This is a genomic window from Cellulomonas sp. NPDC089187 (assembly GCF_040685135.1).
Taxonomy (GTDB): domain Bacteria; phylum Actinomycetota; class Actinomycetes; order Actinomycetales; family Cellulomonadaceae; genus Cellulomonas.
This window is the reverse complement of the sequence record NZ_JBFBHI010000003.1, coordinates 338,895-353,613: the sequence shown is the minus strand read 5'-3', so window position 1 is coordinate 353,613 and position 14,719 is coordinate 338,895. Positions and strand designations below refer to the sequence as shown.

Here is a 14,719-nt window from a genome sequence, read left to right as displayed (position 1 = left end):
TGACTCCGCAAGTAGTCCGCATCCGTCGACGCCCGTCGTGCCGTCCGCGCTGATCTGACAGCGGCGGATCGTTCGTCGAGGCGTCGACGGAGAGCTCCGGCACCGATTCGGTGCGTTCATCACTCCGCCTCCCGCGGTCCCTTGACCACCCCCATACCCGGGCCCACGTCGACGTCGACGGTGTTGCCCGGGTGTCGGCGTGTGCACGTTGGCCGTGGGCCCCCTGTCAGGAGAAGCGCCATGACGCCGCCCACCACCGCCCTCACCGACCTCGACCTGCACGACGTGCTGTCCGCCGGGACGCCCCGCGCGGTCGAGATCTGGTTGGACACCGTTCCGGACCGCAGGGGCCGCAGCGACCAGCTCGCCGATCTGTCCGATGCCCAGGTGCGCAACCTGGTCCGTCTGCTGCGCCCCGACACCGCCCGGGAGCTGTTCGGTTCCCTGGACCCGCACGCGGTGGCCGAGGTGTTGCAGCTGCTCCCGCCCCGGGTCGCCGCCGGGCTGGTCGACTCCATGGAATCCGACACCGCCGCCGAGGTGCTGCGCGCTGCCGATGACGAGCTGCGTGCGCTGGTGCTGTCCGCCATGGGCATCGCCCGTTCGGCCGTCGTCCGGGGACTGCTCGCCTGGCCGGAGGATTCCGCCGCCGCGCAGATGAACCCCGATGTGGTCACGGTCCGACCGACCCAGGATGTGCGCGAGGCCGTCGCGGAGATCCAGCACCAGTCGCCGGCCGAGGACACCACCGAGGTCTACGTGACCACCCCCGACGACGACGGCCGACAGGTGCTGCGCGGGGTGGTCAGCTTCCGGGATCTGGTGCTGGCACCCGCGGACGCCATGGTCGCCGATCTGATGCGGGACGAGCCGATCTGCGTGGATGCCACCGCCGACCAGGAGCGCGCCGCCCGACTGCTGAACGAGCACCGCCTGGCCGCGCTGCCGGTCGTTGACGACGGGCGTCTGGTGGGGGTGCTCAGCCCGGACGACGTGGCCGACATCATGGAGGAGGAGACCACCGAGGACGCCGCGCGGCAGGGCGGTTCCGAGCCGCTGGAGGTGCCCTACCTGCGCGCCAGCCCGTGGCTGCTCTGGCGCAAGCGGGTGGTGTGGATGCTCGCGCTGTTCCTGGCTGAGATGTACACCGGCTCGGTGCTGCGGGCATTCGAGGAGGAGCTGGCCACGGTGGTGGCGCTGACCTTCTTTGTCCCCCTGCTGATCGGCACCGGCGGTAACGCGGGCACCCAGATCACCACCACGCTGATCCGGGCGATGGCCACCGGAGAGGTACGGCTGCGCGATGTGCCCCGGGTGCTGGCCAAGGAGATGACCACCGGCTCGATGATCGCCGTGACCATGGCGGTGATGGCGTTCATTCGGGCCTGGACACTCGGCGTCGGACTGGAGGTCGGTCTGACGGTGGCGGTGTCCGCTGCCGCGATCGTGCTGTGGGCCTCGCTGATGGCCTCGGTGCTGCCCTTGGTGCTGCGCCGGATCGGCATCGACCCAGCGGTGGTCTCCGGCCCGATGATCGCGACCATCGTGGACGGCACCGGACTGATGATCTACTTCACGGTCGCCCGGCTGTTCATCTCCGCGCTGGGGTGAGGGCCCTAGGCTGACCGGGTGCAGGAGAACGCGGCCCCGGTGGAGAGCGTCGACCGGGCGCTGCGTGCCCTCGACCTGCTCGCCGCGGCCGGGCCGGACGGGGCAGCACTGGCCGACCTGGCCGGTGAGCTCGGGCTGCACAAGACCACCGTGCACCGGTCGCTGGCCGCGCTGCGCCACCGGGGCTATGTCGCACAGGACCCGGTGACCGGGCGGTATCAGCTCGGGGGTGCGGCGGTGGCGCTCGCGGACCGGTTCCTCGCCGAGGACGACCTCCCGGCTCGGCTGCGGACCGCCCTGACCGAGGTGTGCGCTGCCACCGATGAGCTGGTCCACCTGGGCGTGCTCAGCGGGGTGCAAGTGATCTACCTGGACAAGGTCGAACCCGAGCGTGCGGTGCGGGTCTGGTCCGCGGTGGGTCGACGCAACTGGGCCGCCACCACCGCCCTCGGACGGGCGATGCTCGCCCAGCGCGACCTGCCCCGGTCCACCGCGGACGGGTATGCACGCGCCGTGGAACCGCCCGCCGCCGTCGACCCCGAGCACCTGTGGACGGAGCTGACCGCCGCACGGGAACGGGGCTGGGCGCAGGAGACCCAAGAGAACGAGCCCGGCATCGCCTGCCTGGCGGTGCCGCTGCTGCGCAGGCCCGGCCACCCGGTGGCGGCGATCAGCGTGACCGCCCCGGCGGAGCGCCTGTCGCCTGGCCGGATGGCCGAGCTGCACGCGACGCTCGCGGACCTCCTGCCCCCGCTGCTGCCGCCCGGTCTGGTCCTGCCCGCCTAGCCGCCTCGGGCAGTTCTTCACCGAGACTGCGCAGATCGACGCTTCGCGGCCGTCGAAGTGTGGATTTCTGCAGTCTCGGCGTCGCCGACGCGATCTGTGGCAAGCTGGCGTTGCACACAGTGACGCGCGCGTTGCGCAGAGTGAAACGGAACCGAGATGGCCGATGACGTCCTGACCCAGTTGTCCACCCACCGCCTGGTGCCCGTCGTGGTGCTGGACGAGGTGGCCGACGCCGCCCCGCTGGCCTCCGCACTGGTCGACGGCGGGCTGCCGGTGGCCGAGGTGACCTTCCGCACCGCGGCGGCACCGGACGCGATCCGGGTGATGGCCGACCGCGGCGATGTGTTGGTCGGCGCGGGCACGGTGCTGACCGCGGCACAGGTCGACCGGGCCGTCGATGCCGGTGCTCGCTACATCGTGTCGCCGGGCACCTCCCGTGCGGTGATCGAGCGCGCCCGTGAGCGCGGTGTGCCGGTGTTGCCCGGTGCGGTCACCGCCACCGAGGTGCAGACCGCGCTGGAGCTCGGGCTCGACACCGTGAAGTTCTTCCCGGCGGGCAGCTCCGGCGGCGCGGCGGCCATCGCGGCGCTGGCGGCACCGTTCACCGGGGTGGCCTTCGTGCCCACCGGCGGGGTCGGCCCGACGAACCTGCACGAGTATCTGGCGCTGCCCTCGGTGGCCGCGGTCGGCGGCTCGTGGATGGTCCCGCGTGACCGGGTGCGGGCCGGGGATGTCGACGGGGTGCGGTCGCTGGTCGCCGACGCCGTCGCCCTGGCGACCCGACTGCGGCCGTAGTCGCCGCGCACGGCTCGGCTAGCCGCACATGCCTCGACCCGCCGCCCGGGTCCACCGTCCCCGCGCCGCACCGGCGCCCCACACCGTTCGCCATCCCAGGAGACACCATGACCACCCTCCCGCTCCGCCCCGCCGAGGACTGCCGCTACGACGCGGTCGCCCTGGGCGAGGTGATGCTCCGACTCGACCCCGGCGAGGGCCGAGTGCGCACCACCCGCAGCTTCCGCGCCTCCGAGGGCGGGGGTGAGTACAACGTGGCCCGCGGCCTGCGCCGGGCCTTCGGGCTGCGCACGGCGGTGGTGACCGCCCTGGTCGACAACGAGGTGGGTCGGCTGGTCGAGGACTGCATCCTGACCGGTGGCGTCGACACCGCGTACATCCGCTGGGTGCCCTCGGACGGGGTCGGGCGCAGCGCACGCAACGGGCTGAACTTCACCGAGCGCGGATTCGGCGTGCGCGGTGCGGTGGGTGTCTCGGACCGGGGGAACACTGCCGCCAGCCAGCTGCGCGCCGAGGACGTGGACTGGGACGACCTGTTCGGGCGGCAGGGGGTGCGCTGGTTGCACACCGGCGGCATCTTCGCGGCACTGTCTGAGACCTCTGCCCAGACCACGCTGGCGGCGGTGCAGGCGGCGCGGCGGCACGGCACCCTGGTGTCCTACGACCTGAACTACCGCCCGAGTCTGTGGAAGGCCATCGGTGGTCAGCCGAAGGCGCAGGAGGTCAACCGGGCCATCGCCCCCTATGTCGACGTGATGATCGGCAATGAGGAGGACTTCACCGCGGCGCTCGGGTTCGAGGTCGAGGGTGTCGACGCCGATCTCGCGGAGCTGGATGTGGAGGGCTTCGCACGGATGATCGACCGGGTCGCCGCCACGTACCCGAACTTCCGGGTGATCGCGACCACGCTGCGGACGGTCCGCTCCGCCACCGTCAATGACTGGGGGGCGATCGCCTGGTCCGCGGACTCCGGTCTGGTGCGGGCCACTCACCGCGAAGGGCTGGAGATCCTGGACCGGGTCGGTGGCGGGGACTCCTTCGCCTCCGGACTGATCGCCGGCCTGCTGGACGGTGAGCCGCTGGCCACCGCGGTGCAGTGGGGTGCAGCGCACGGGGCGCTGGCGATGACCACGCCGGGTGATACTTCGATGGCCAATCGCGCGGAGATCCTCAAGCTGGCCGGGGGCGGCGGAGCGCGCGTCGACCGCTGAGCACAGCAGAAAGGGGGCCCGGTCACCCGGGCCCCCTTTCTCATGCCTGGATCAGCGCACGTCCTCGTCGACCCAGTCGAAGGTCTTGGTGACAGCCTTCTTCCAGAGTCGGTACTGACGGTCGCGCTCGGCGGAGTCGATGGACGACGTCCAGCGCTTGTCCTCGGCCCAGTTGTCGATCACGTCCTGCTCGCCCGACCAGAAGCCGACGGCGATACCGGCGGCGTAGGCGGCACCCAGAGCGGTGGTCTCCGCGACCTTCGGCTTGATCACCGGCACGTCGAGGATGTCCGCCTGGAACTGCATCAGCAGGTTGTTGGCGGTCATGCCGCCGTCCACCTTGAGCTCGGTGAGCGCCACCCCGGAGTCGGCGTTCATGGCGTCCATCACCTCACGGGTCTGGAAGGCGGTGGCCTCCAGCGCCGCGCGGGCGATGTGGTTGCGGTTGACGAACCGGGTCAGGCCGACCAGCGCGCCACGGGCGTCCGAGCGCCAGTACGGGGCGAACAGGCCGGAGAACGCGGGCACAAAGTACGCGCCACCGTTGTCGTCGACCTTATTGGCCAGGTACTCGATGTCCGGGGCGTCCATGAACATGCCCAAGTTGTCCCGCAGCCACTGCACTAGCGAACCGGTGACTGCGATAGAGCCCTCGAGCGCGTAGACCTGCGGGGCGTTGCCGATCTTGTACGCGACGGTGGTCAGCAGACCGTTCTTGGACGCCACCGGCTCAGTTCCGGTGTTCAGGAGCATGAAGTTGCCGGTGCCGTAGGTGTTCTTGGCGCTGCCGACCTCAAAGCAGGCCTGGCCGAAGGTGGCCGCCTGCTGGTCGCCGAGGATGCCGGCGATCGGCACGCCAGGCACCAGGCCACCCTTGCGGCCCTCGCCGTAGACCTCGGAGGAGGAGCGGATCTCCGGGAGCATGGACAGCGGAATGCCCATCTCCGCGGCGATCTCCTCGTTCCAGGTGAGGTCGTCGACGTTCATCAGCAGGGTGCGCGAGGCATTGGTGACGTCGGTGACGTGGATGCCACCGTCGACGCCACCGGTCATGTTCCACAGCACCCAGGAGTCCGTGTTGCCGAAGGCCAGCTCACCGCGCTCGGCCTTCTCCCGCGCACCCTCGACGTTGTCCAGGATCCAGCGGATCTTCGGGCCGGAGAAGTAGGTCGCCAGCGGCAGACCGGTGCGCTCCTTGTAACGTTCAGCGCCCCCGCCGAGGGCGGCCAGGTCGTCGCAGATCTTCTGGGTGCGGGTGTCCTGCCAGACGATGGCGTTGTAGATCGGCTGACCGGTGGTGCGGTCCCACACCACGGCGGTCTCACGCTGGTTGGTGATGCCCACCGCAGCGATGTCGGTGTAGGTCTTATTCGCGCGGGACAGGGCTAGGCCGACGACCTCGCGGACGTTGGTCCAGATCTCGTTCGGGTCGTGCTCGACCCAACCGGCTCGCGGGAAGATCTGCTGGTGCTCGGTCTGGCCGACGGACACGATCTGACCGGCGTGGTCGAAGATGATCGCCCGGGACGAGGTGGTGCCCTGGTCGATGGCCATGACGAACTTCTCGGACATGTGACTTCCTTCGATGTCGGGGGGAGGGACGGCGCGCGGGCCGGCGACGACAGTGCCGCTCGACCCGCGCGCGGAGACTGCGGGTCAGCGCTGGGTCAGAACACCCAGCCGAGGGCCGAGGCCAGCAGACCGCCGACCACACCACCGACGACGGGGCCGAGTACCGGCACCCAGGCGTAGGACCAATCCGAGGAGCCCTTGCCCTTGATCGGCAGCAGCGCGTGCGCGATGCGCGGACCGAGGTCACGGGCCGGGTTGATGGCGTATCCGGTGGGGCCACCGAGGCTGGCACCGATGGCGAGCACGACCAGCGCCACACCGAGCGGGCCGATCTGGGCCGGGGTGTTGCCACTGATGACGACCCAGAACACCAGCACGAACGTGGCCAGCACCTCGGTGACGAAGTTCCAGCCGTAGGAACGGATCGCCGGACCGGTGGCGAAGACCCCGAGCTTGTCGGCCGGGTCGGCTTCCTCGTCAAAGTGCTTCTTGTGCGCGAGGTACGCCAGGGCGGCACCGACTGCGGCACCGGCCATCTGGGCAGCGATGTAGACGAATCCATTGGCCGCGTTCACCTCGATGCCCGGGGCGAACTCGTCCTTGCCAGCGGCCCAGATACCCAGCGTGACCGCGGGGTTCAGGTGGGCACCGGTCTTGAAGGCGACATACACACCGGCGAAGACCGCGAGGCCCCAGCCGAAGTTGACCAGCAGCCAGCCGCCGGCGTGACCCTTGGTCTTGGGCAGGACGACATTCGCCACCACACCAGCACCAAGAAGTAGCAGCACCGTAGTGCCGAGGAACTCGGACAGGAACACCTGTCCCATTGAGATGGACTCCACAGCCAACCTCTTTCTGGACGTCGTTGTCTCACAGGGGCTCCGGTCCGTCGGGAATCAACCCCGACGGACCGGGATCGTGCGCGGTCAGATCATGTTCCTGCCGGGCCCGCGGCGGCAGGGGTTGCGGGGTCTGAGCCCGGCTTTGTGCCGGACTTCACCCGATCGCCGCCCGGCAGAGGCAGCATCGGCGCCAGATCCTCCGCCTGGAGCCGGGCGACCTCGGCGGCGGCGTCGTCCGGCTGCTCGGCCGCGGCGAACTCCGCCTCGGCGCGCGACCGGTAGGCGGCGATCTCCTTCTCGCGGGTGGCGGCGTCCCAGCCGAGTCGCGGACCGATCAGGTCGGCGATCTCCTCCAGGGCACCGACACCCTTGTCCGCCTGCTCGTAGTTCAGGCGGGTGCGATGCATCATCACGTCGTCCAGGTGCAGCACACCCTCGTGGGAGGCGGCGTAGACGATCTCGGCCCCGATGTACGCGGGGGCGTTCTTCAGCGGCTCGGCCAGGGACGGCTCGGCCTCGATCAGGTCGGTCAGCTCGTGGATCAGCGAGCCGTACCGGTGCAGCAGGTGGTCCATCCGCCCGCGGTCCCAGCCGTAGCGCTTGGCGGTGTCGCGGGACTGACGCTGGACGACCTCCAGCCCTTCGGCGCCGACCAGCGGAACCCGGTCGGTGATCGACGGCAACGTCGTGGCACGCGACCCGATGGCGAAGTCCACCGCGTCCTTGGCCATCACCCGGTAGGTGGTCAGCTTGCCGCCGGCGATCACGGTCAGGCCCGGGGTGGGCGAGGCCACGGTGTGCTCACGGGACACCTTGGCGGAGGAGGTGCCCTCCTTGGTGCCCGGTTGGAGCAGCGGACGCAGCCCGGCCCAGGTACCGATCACGTCCTCGCGGGTCAGGGGTCGGGCCAGCACCGCATTGGCGTGGTCGATGACGTAGTCGATGTCCTCGCTGGTGGCGACCGGGTGGGTCAGCTCCTGCTCCCAGGGCGTGTCGGTGGTCCCGATCACCCAGTAGCGCGACCACGGGATGACAAAGAGCACGGACTTCTCGGTCTGCAGGATCAGACCGGTGTTCCCGGCGATCCGGTCCCGCGGGACGACGATGTGGATGCCCTTGGATGCCAGCACCCGCAGTCCGCCGTCGGTGCCGGCCAGGCCCTCGGTCTGTTCGGTCCACACGCCGGTGGCGTTGATGACGTGCCGGGCCCGGACGGTGATCTGCTCACCGGTCTCCAGATCGACCAGCTCGGCACCGGTGACCGCGCCCCCCGGGGTGGTGGTCAGATCGACGACCTGGGTCCGGGATGCCGCATGCGCGCCGTAGGAGACGGCGGTGCGGATCAGGGTGGAGGTCAGTCGCGCGTCGTCGACAGCGGCATCCCAGTATCGGACCGCGCCGACCGCGGCGTCGTGGCGCAGATCGGGGAACAGCTTCTCCATACCCTTGCGGGTCAGGTGCCGGTGGATCGGCATCGCGCGCTCGCGCCCGGAGACGCTGGCCAGGGTGTCGTACAGGGCGACGCCCGCCCCGACGTAGGCCCGCTCCCAAACCCGGTGCTCCAGCGGGTAGAGGAAGGACACCGGCTTCACCAGGTGCGGGGCCAGGGTGTTGATCAGCAGATCACGCTCGGTCAGCGCCTCGCGGACCAGGTGGAAGTCGAGCATCTGCAGGTAGCGCAGTCCGCCGTGCACCAGCTTGCTGGATCGGCTGGACGTGCCCGAGGCCCAGTCCTGCGCGTCGATCACCGCGGTGGACAACCCGCGGGTGACTGCATCGAGCGCAATGCCGGCTCCGGTGACACCGCCGCCGATCACCAGCACGTCGAGCTCAGGGCCGTCCTCCGAGGTGGAGCGCAGAGTCGCCAGGGCGTCCTGGCGTAGCTGGGGGGTCAGTGCTGCCGTCCTCATGGATGTCTCTCCGATGCGTCGCCGTCGGCCGCTCGCCCTCCCCGTGTGCGGCTGCTCACCGGGATAGGACTTCGGTCCTGCCTGCCGCTATCGTCAGCGCCAGCGAACAGACGCGCAAGCGCTGTGCACGAATGTGCAGTCACCAAGGAGGGTGGGATGGCCGACCGGGACCAGGACGTGCTGCGAGCGGCGTCGATGTACTACCTCCAGGACGTCAAGATGGACGTCATTGCCCGGCACCTGCGCACGTCACGGTCCACGGTGTCCCGACTGCTGAAGCAAGCGCGGGAGAGCGGTCTGGTTGAGATCACCCTGCGTCCATCCACGACGCGCGCCCCCGGACTTGGCCGATCCATCTCCGCCGCCTTCGGGATTGAGACCTATGTGGTGCCGGTGCCGGACTCCGCCGAGGAGATCGACCGCCTGGATCAGGTGGCCCGCACCGCCGCCCGGCTGCTCTCCAACTGGTTCGACTCCGACATGATCCTGGGCGTGGCCTGGGGAACCACCCTGGCGGCGATCTCCCGGCACCTCCAACCCAAGCCCACCCGCGGCTCGGTGGTGGTCCAGCTCAACGGGGCCGCCAACACGCGAACCTCGGGCATCGAGTACGCCTCGGACCTGATCGCCTCCTTCGGAGCGGCCTATGGGGCGGCGGTGCACCACTTCCCGGTGCCGGCCTTCTTCGACTACCCGGAGAGCAAGGCGGCGATGTGGCGCGAGCGCTCGGTCCGACGGGTGCTGGATGAGCAGGCGCGGGCGGACATCGCACTGTTCTCGGTCGGCTCGGTCGGTGGCGCGTTGCCCTCGCACGTCTACTCGGCCGGGTACCTGGACGCTGACGACGTGGACCTGCTGCACGAGCAGGGGGTGGTCGGTGACGTGTGCACGGTCTTCCTGCGCGCGGACGGGTCCTGGCGTGATGTGCCGTTGAACGACCGTGCCACCGGTCCGACCCCCGAGCAGCTGCGCCGGATCCCGCACCGCCTGTGCGTGGTTGCCGGTGACAGCAAAGCGGTGCCGCTACTCGCCGCGCTCCGGGCCGGGACGGTGACCGACCTGGTTGTCGACGAGCGGACGGCCGCGCGACTGCTCGACCTGACCTGACCCACCCGCGCAGGCCGACGCCGATGTGTCAGAAACTGAGGCGACTCGGGCGGAATGTGGCTCCGAAAGTGACACATCGACGGGTGCGTGTGCGGTCGTACGGGGTCTCGGTGGGCGGGCCCGGGGGAGTGCGGGCGCGTGGGCGGTCGTAGGTTGGCCCCGTGACCTCGCGCGATGAGTCCCCGATCCGGATCCGGCCCGCCCTGCCCGCGGACGTCCGAGCCATCGGCGCGCTGGTCCAGCCCTACGCGGACGAACGCATCCTGCTGGCCAAAGAATGGGTGGGCTACTACGAGGCGGTGCAGGAGTTCCTGGTGGCCGAGGCCCCGGACGGGACGCTGATCGGCTGTGGGGCGCTGCATGTGATGTGGGAGGACCTGGCCGAGATCCGGACGCTCGCGGTCTCCCGGGACTGGCGCAAGCGCGGGGTCGGGCACCTGCTGTTGGACGCGCTGACCGAGCGGGCCCGGGTGCTCGGGCTGCGGCGGCTGTTCTGTCTGACCTTCGAGGTGGACTTCTTCACCGGACATGGCTGGTCGGAGATCGACGGGACACCGGTCGACCAGCAGGTGTACGCCGAACTGCTGCGCTCACAGGACGATGGGGTGGCCGAGTTCCTGGATCTGGCACGGGTGAAGCCCAACACGCTCGGCAATACACGCATGCTGATCGAATTGTCCGAATAGCCTCGGTCCGGATTCGTACCCTGAGCCGATGACCAGCACCACCGCCCCCGATCATGACGAGCTCGACCGCCGGGCGGAACGGCTGAAAGAGCGGGTCTACGTCTCCTTCGCGGCGCTCGCGGTGGTGATGACGATGCGCGGCCATGTCGACGGTGCAGGTGGCGCGGCCAAGACGCTGGTGATCACGGTCGGCGGCACCCTGCTGGCGGTGCTGGTGGCAGATCTGGTCTCCCATGTGGTGGTGCACCAGGAGTTGCCGCACCGGGCGGAGCTCCGACACTTCCTGGGGATCATGCGCAGCGGGATCGGCCCCGCGGTGATCCCGCTGATCCTGTTGGCCGGGGCGGGCACAGGAGCCTGGCAGGTGGACACCGCGTTGCAGGCTTCGACCATCGCCCTGCTGGGCACCCTCATCGTCATTGGCTGGGCAGCGGCCCGACGACTGCGGCTGAGCTTCCCGCAGCGGTTGGTGGTGCTCGGGGCCGAGGGGCTGCTCGGGCTCGCGGTGGTGCTGCTCGAGCTGGCCGCCCACCACTAGTTACCTCGCGGATAGAGTCCGAGCGTCACGGCGCTGACCTGGCGCTTCGGTCCGAGGAGGGCACATCATCGACGCCACACTGGCCCAGGCGCGCGAGCTGATCGCAGAGGGGGAGCAGGGCGCTGCCCGTGCCCTCCTGCTCACCGCGCTGTCGCACTCCGCACCCGCACAGGATGCCGCGCAGGCCACCGCCATCGCCCAGGCGACCGGGGTGCTGATCGATCTGGACGCGCCGATCGAGCCGTCGACCGTGGTGGATGACCATCTGGACCGGATGCAGGCACTGACCGACACATTCGATGACGTGGACACCCGGGTGGCTCGCGCCGAGGCGGAGCTGCGCCAAATCGAGTTCGTGCACCGCCGGGAGGATGACGATCCGGTGCTGTTCGTCGAGGTCGTGCGGCGGGCCGCCGACCTGGATCAGCGGCTGCGGGATGCGGTCCACGTGGGCGAGCGGCGAGTGGCGGCGGAGGCGGCGCTCACCGCGCAGATGCTCCGTGAGCGGCTGCGTCAGGACCCGACGTCCATCGCGGTGGCCCTGGATGAGCTGGCGTTGCGCCTCGGCGATGAGGATGACGACCGACTCGGGGCGATCCGACTCGACGCGATGGTGACCGCCTCACGCCTGCGCATCGAGCACGGCGACGACCGCGCGGTTGCTCCGGAGGTGCTGCACCGGGTGCTGCGCGAGGCCCCACGGGTCCGCGCCGGTCGGGTCTTCGCCTGGCGGGCATCGCTCCTGCTCGCCGATTTGGCACTGGCGGACGGTGCGACCCCGGACGAGGCAGTGAGCACCGCCCGCGCACTGCTGATCGATGAGGCCGCCGCCGGGCACACCCCGCATGCGGCCTCGCTGGCGATCCGACACCTGCACGGAATCTTGCGCAGGCTCGACGACCAGCGCCGCCCAGTGGTCGAGGCGGAGGACTGGACCCGTCTGGTCGACGCCTACGCCGCCGCCACCGACCCGCGCACCCGGGCGGTAGTGCTCACCGGACTGGTCCGTGCCGCACAGCCGACGGCGCGGACCACTGACGGCATGCTCGCGGTCCTGCGGCACGCCGATGCCCTGGCCCGCGCGGATGATCACCCCGACACGGCGCTGCCCCGGTTCTCGGTCGCGGCACTGATCACCCAGGTGTTGGGCCACCCCGACGGTGCCGAGCCCTCGCGGTCCTCCGCTGCTCCGGCCCGTGATCCGCAGGAGGCGGTGCGCCTGTCGGTCGAGGTCGAGCAGCGGTTCGTCACCCTGTGGTCCCGCCCGGACGGCATCCCGGCGATGGCGGCCCTGCTGCTCGACCGGGGGCTGCGGCTGTCCGACCTCGGGCGGCGGGCAGAGGCCCGGTCGGCGTTGGCCACACTCCGCAACCGGGTGGACGAGTCCGGGCTGGACATTGCGCGGGTCGAACGCGCCCAAGCCGCCTACTGGACGATCCGTTTCCTGCTGGAGGAGGACCAGATCGCGCTCGCCCGCGAGGGGATCGGAGCGATCCTGGCGGAGTTCGGCACCGACCCCTCCGCCGACGTGCGCATCTGGGCGGCCACCGCGCTCTGGTCGACCTGGCGCTCCGGACGGGTCGATCAGCCGGAGGCGGCCGCCCTCCGGCAGGAGTTCGCCCGCCGGTTCGCCGACGACCCCGATGTGCGCCTGCGTCGGTTGGACGCCAGCCGGCTGCTCGGTGAGGCGGCTGCGCAGCACGAGGCCGGACACAGTGACCGTGCTCTCGCGCTGTTCCAACAGATCGAGCAGCGCTACGGCGAGGTCCAGGACGACGACATCCAGGACACCGTCCGGATCGCCCGGGAGAACGCCCGGATCGTGGCCGTCGCCACCGCTGCGGCGGGTGCCGGGGCCTATCGCGTGCTGCGCGACCGGGTCCAGGCGGCTGACGATCTCGCTGCGCAGGGTCGGATCGCCGAGGCCGAGCCGCTGTGGCACTCCATCGTCGCGGAGACCACCGGCGCGACCGACCCGGACCTGGTGGTGCTGCGCCTGGCCGCACTCGATGTCTGGGCGGGCTGGATGCAGGAGGCTGGACGCTGGGAGCAGGTCGCCCAGCTGTCGCAGCAGGCAGCGGTCCTCCCGTCCCAGGCCGACAGCCGGGCCCACCGGGTCCAGGCCCGTGCCCACCTGCGGCTCGGGATGGCGCTGACCAAGCTCGGGGACCACCGGGGCGCGATCAGGGCCTATGAGGCATTGGACGCGCTCGCCGCGGGCACCAGCGATCTGGACACGGCGGTGTCCCGGCAGCAGGCGGTCTACAACCGTGCGGTGCTCATCGATGAGCTCGGTGACCCGCTCGGTGCGCTGGCGGCCTATGAGCACGTCGTGGCGGTGCACGGTCAGCACCTCGAGACGGCGGGCGGGCACCTGCGCTGCGCGAAGGCACTGCGCAATCAGGCGGCGACCTTCACCGAACTCGGGCGTACGGCCGAGGCCGCCGGTGCGCACCGCCGGGTGCTGGACCTGGTCGCGGTCTCCACCGATCCGGAGTTGATGATCCGGGCCAAGAAGTCCGGATTCGACCTGGCGGCCGCATGCACGATGCTCGGCGACTTCCCTTGTGCGGTCGCGACCTATGCCTGGATGCGGTCGACGCCCCAGCTGGGCCTGTCCGCGGCGGAGCTCCGGGAGGTGACGCGGGCGGAGAAGAACGCCCGGCGGGGTCGGCGCTGACCCCGGCTCAGTCCGGCAGCCGATAAGTCTGGCCGACCTGCTCCACCAGACCGTCGGCGAGCAGCGAGGTCAGGCACCGTGCGCGCTGCTCGTCGTCCGGCCACACCGCGGCGACCGCCTCGGCCGGTGCGGGTTCCAACGCCTCGCGCAGCAGCGCCATGATCCGCCCGCGGACCTGACGGTCGGTCCCCGCCCACGCCTGGGTGCGTCGCCGTCCGGCATGCGCATCCGCGGGGAAACCGGCCGCGCGCCAGGCGCACAGGCCGCGCACCGGGCAGTCGTCGCAGCGCGGGGAGCGGGCGGTGCAGACCAGGGCCCCGAGTTCCATCGACGCCGCTGCCCACCGTGCCGCATCCCCGTCGGCCTCGGGCACGAACTCTCCGGCGAGCCGCCGCTCCGCCACGGTCAGGGACGGGGCGGGTAGCGCGATCCCCTCGGCGACGCGGGCCAACACCCGGCGGACGTTGGTGTCCAGCACGGTGGAGCGCAAGCCATAGGCGAAGGCCCGTACCGCGGCGGCGGTGTACTCGCCGATTCCGGGCAGCGCCCGCAGCTCGGCCTCATCGGTGGGCAGCTCGCCACCGTGTCGTTCCACCACAGCCTGAGCGCACTCGCGCAGTCGAAGGGCGCGGCGCGGGTACCCCAGTCGGTCCCAGGCGCGCAGCACATCCGCCGGGGCCGCCGCGGCCAGGTTGGCGGGGGTGGGCCAGCGGGTCATCCAGGCGCGCCAGGCCGGTTCGACCCGGACCACCGGTGTCTGCTGCAACATCACCTCGCTGACCAGCACGCCGTAGGGGGTGCGGTCCACCGAGCGCCAGGGCAGGTCACGGGCGTGGGCGGCGAACCAGTCGACCACCAGGTCACGGACCTCCTCGACCTCATCCGCGGGGACGGTGGGGGAGGGGTCGGCGACGGGCACGGGGGACATCTTCACATCTGCGACGGACCGGCGTGCCGCACCCGGGCGGGTCCTAGCCGCTG

Annotated in this window: 12 protein-coding genes; 8 read left to right on the top strand and 4 right to left on the bottom strand. The window is 70.8% G+C overall.

Features of this window, described 5'->3' with window-relative positions:
• Nucleotides 1-240 precede the first annotated feature (240 nt).
• The 4 genes from mgtE (at nt 241) to AB0N78_RS09880 (ending at nt 4,403) form a co-directional block, all read left to right on the top strand.
• Complete coding sequence (mgtE, locus tag AB0N78_RS09895) at nt 241-1,611, top strand: magnesium transporter (RefSeq protein ID WP_363389164.1); 1,371 nt, start codon at nt 241-243, stop codon at nt 1,609-1,611.
• A gap of 18 nt (nt 1,612-1,629) precedes the next feature.
• Nucleotides 1,630-2,397: an IclR family transcriptional regulator gene (locus tag AB0N78_RS09890; RefSeq protein ID WP_363389161.1), complete on the top strand. Its 768-nt coding sequence runs from the start codon at nt 1,630-1,632 to the stop codon at nt 2,395-2,397.
• A 156-nt stretch (nt 2,398-2,553) separates the two neighbouring features.
• Nucleotides 2,554-3,192 carry a bifunctional 4-hydroxy-2-oxoglutarate aldolase/2-dehydro-3-deoxy-phosphogluconate aldolase gene (gene eda, locus AB0N78_RS09885; RefSeq protein ID WP_363389159.1) on the top strand — a complete coding sequence of 213 codons (639 nt, stop codon included), beginning with the start codon at nt 2,554-2,556 and terminating at the stop codon, nt 3,190-3,192.
• Nucleotides 3,193-3,299: 107 nt separating this feature from the next.
• Nucleotides 3,300-4,403 (top strand): sugar kinase, encoded by a 1,104-nt coding sequence (locus AB0N78_RS09880; RefSeq protein ID WP_363389156.1) that lies wholly within the window; start codon nt 3,300-3,302, stop codon nt 4,401-4,403.
• Between the two features lie 51 nt (nt 4,404-4,454).
• On the opposite strand, the gene glpK is transcribed toward AB0N78_RS09880, so the two are convergent.
• The 3 genes from glpK to AB0N78_RS09865 form a co-directional block, all read right to left on the bottom strand.
• Entirely contained in the window at nt 4,455-5,975 is a 1,521-nt protein-coding gene (gene glpK / locus AB0N78_RS09875) for a glycerol kinase GlpK (protein ID WP_363389154.1), read from the bottom strand.
• Between the two features lie 95 nt (nt 5,976-6,070).
• On the bottom strand, nt 6,071-6,802 hold the full coding sequence (locus tag AB0N78_RS09870) for an MIP/aquaporin family protein (protein ID WP_363389882.1): 732 nt from the start codon (nt 6,800-6,802) through the stop codon (nt 6,071-6,073).
• Between the two features lie 104 nt (nt 6,803-6,906).
• Nucleotides 6,907-8,727, bottom strand: coding sequence for a glycerol-3-phosphate dehydrogenase/oxidase (locus AB0N78_RS09865; protein ID WP_363389151.1), 1,821 nt, complete (start codon nt 8,725-8,727; stop codon nt 6,907-6,909).
• Between the two features lie 156 nt (nt 8,728-8,883).
• On the opposite strand from AB0N78_RS09865, the gene AB0N78_RS09860 reads away from it, so the two are divergent.
• The 4 genes from AB0N78_RS09860 to AB0N78_RS09845 all read left to right on the top strand — a co-directional run bounded on the left by AB0N78_RS09860 (nt 8,884) and on the right by AB0N78_RS09845 (nt 13,738).
• Entirely contained in the window at nt 8,884-9,834 is a 951-nt protein-coding gene (locus tag AB0N78_RS09860) for a sugar-binding transcriptional regulator (protein WP_363389148.1), read from the top strand.
• 161 nt (nt 9,835-9,995) lie between these two features.
• The gene (locus AB0N78_RS09855; RefSeq protein WP_363389145.1) at nt 9,996-10,520 is read left to right on the top strand and encodes an amino-acid N-acetyltransferase; all 525 of its coding nucleotides are present in this window, start codon (nt 9,996-9,998) and stop codon (nt 10,518-10,520) included.
• A gap of 28 nt (nt 10,521-10,548) precedes the next feature.
• Nucleotides 10,549-11,058: a hypothetical protein gene (locus AB0N78_RS09850; protein ID WP_363389142.1), complete on the top strand. Its 510-nt coding sequence runs from the start codon at nt 10,549-10,551 to the stop codon at nt 11,056-11,058.
• A gap of 211 nt (nt 11,059-11,269) precedes the next feature.
• The gene (locus AB0N78_RS09845; RefSeq protein ID WP_363389139.1) at nt 11,270-13,738 is read left to right on the top strand and encodes a hypothetical protein; all 2,469 of its coding nucleotides are present in this window, start codon (nt 11,270-11,272) and stop codon (nt 13,736-13,738) included.
• Nucleotides 13,739-13,745: 7 nt separating this feature from the next.
• On the opposite strand, the gene AB0N78_RS09840 is transcribed toward AB0N78_RS09845, so the two are convergent.
• Entirely contained in the window at nt 13,746-14,666 is a 921-nt protein-coding gene (locus AB0N78_RS09840; protein WP_363389136.1) for an A/G-specific adenine glycosylase, read from the bottom strand.
• Nucleotides 14,667-14,719: the final 53 nt, after the last annotated feature.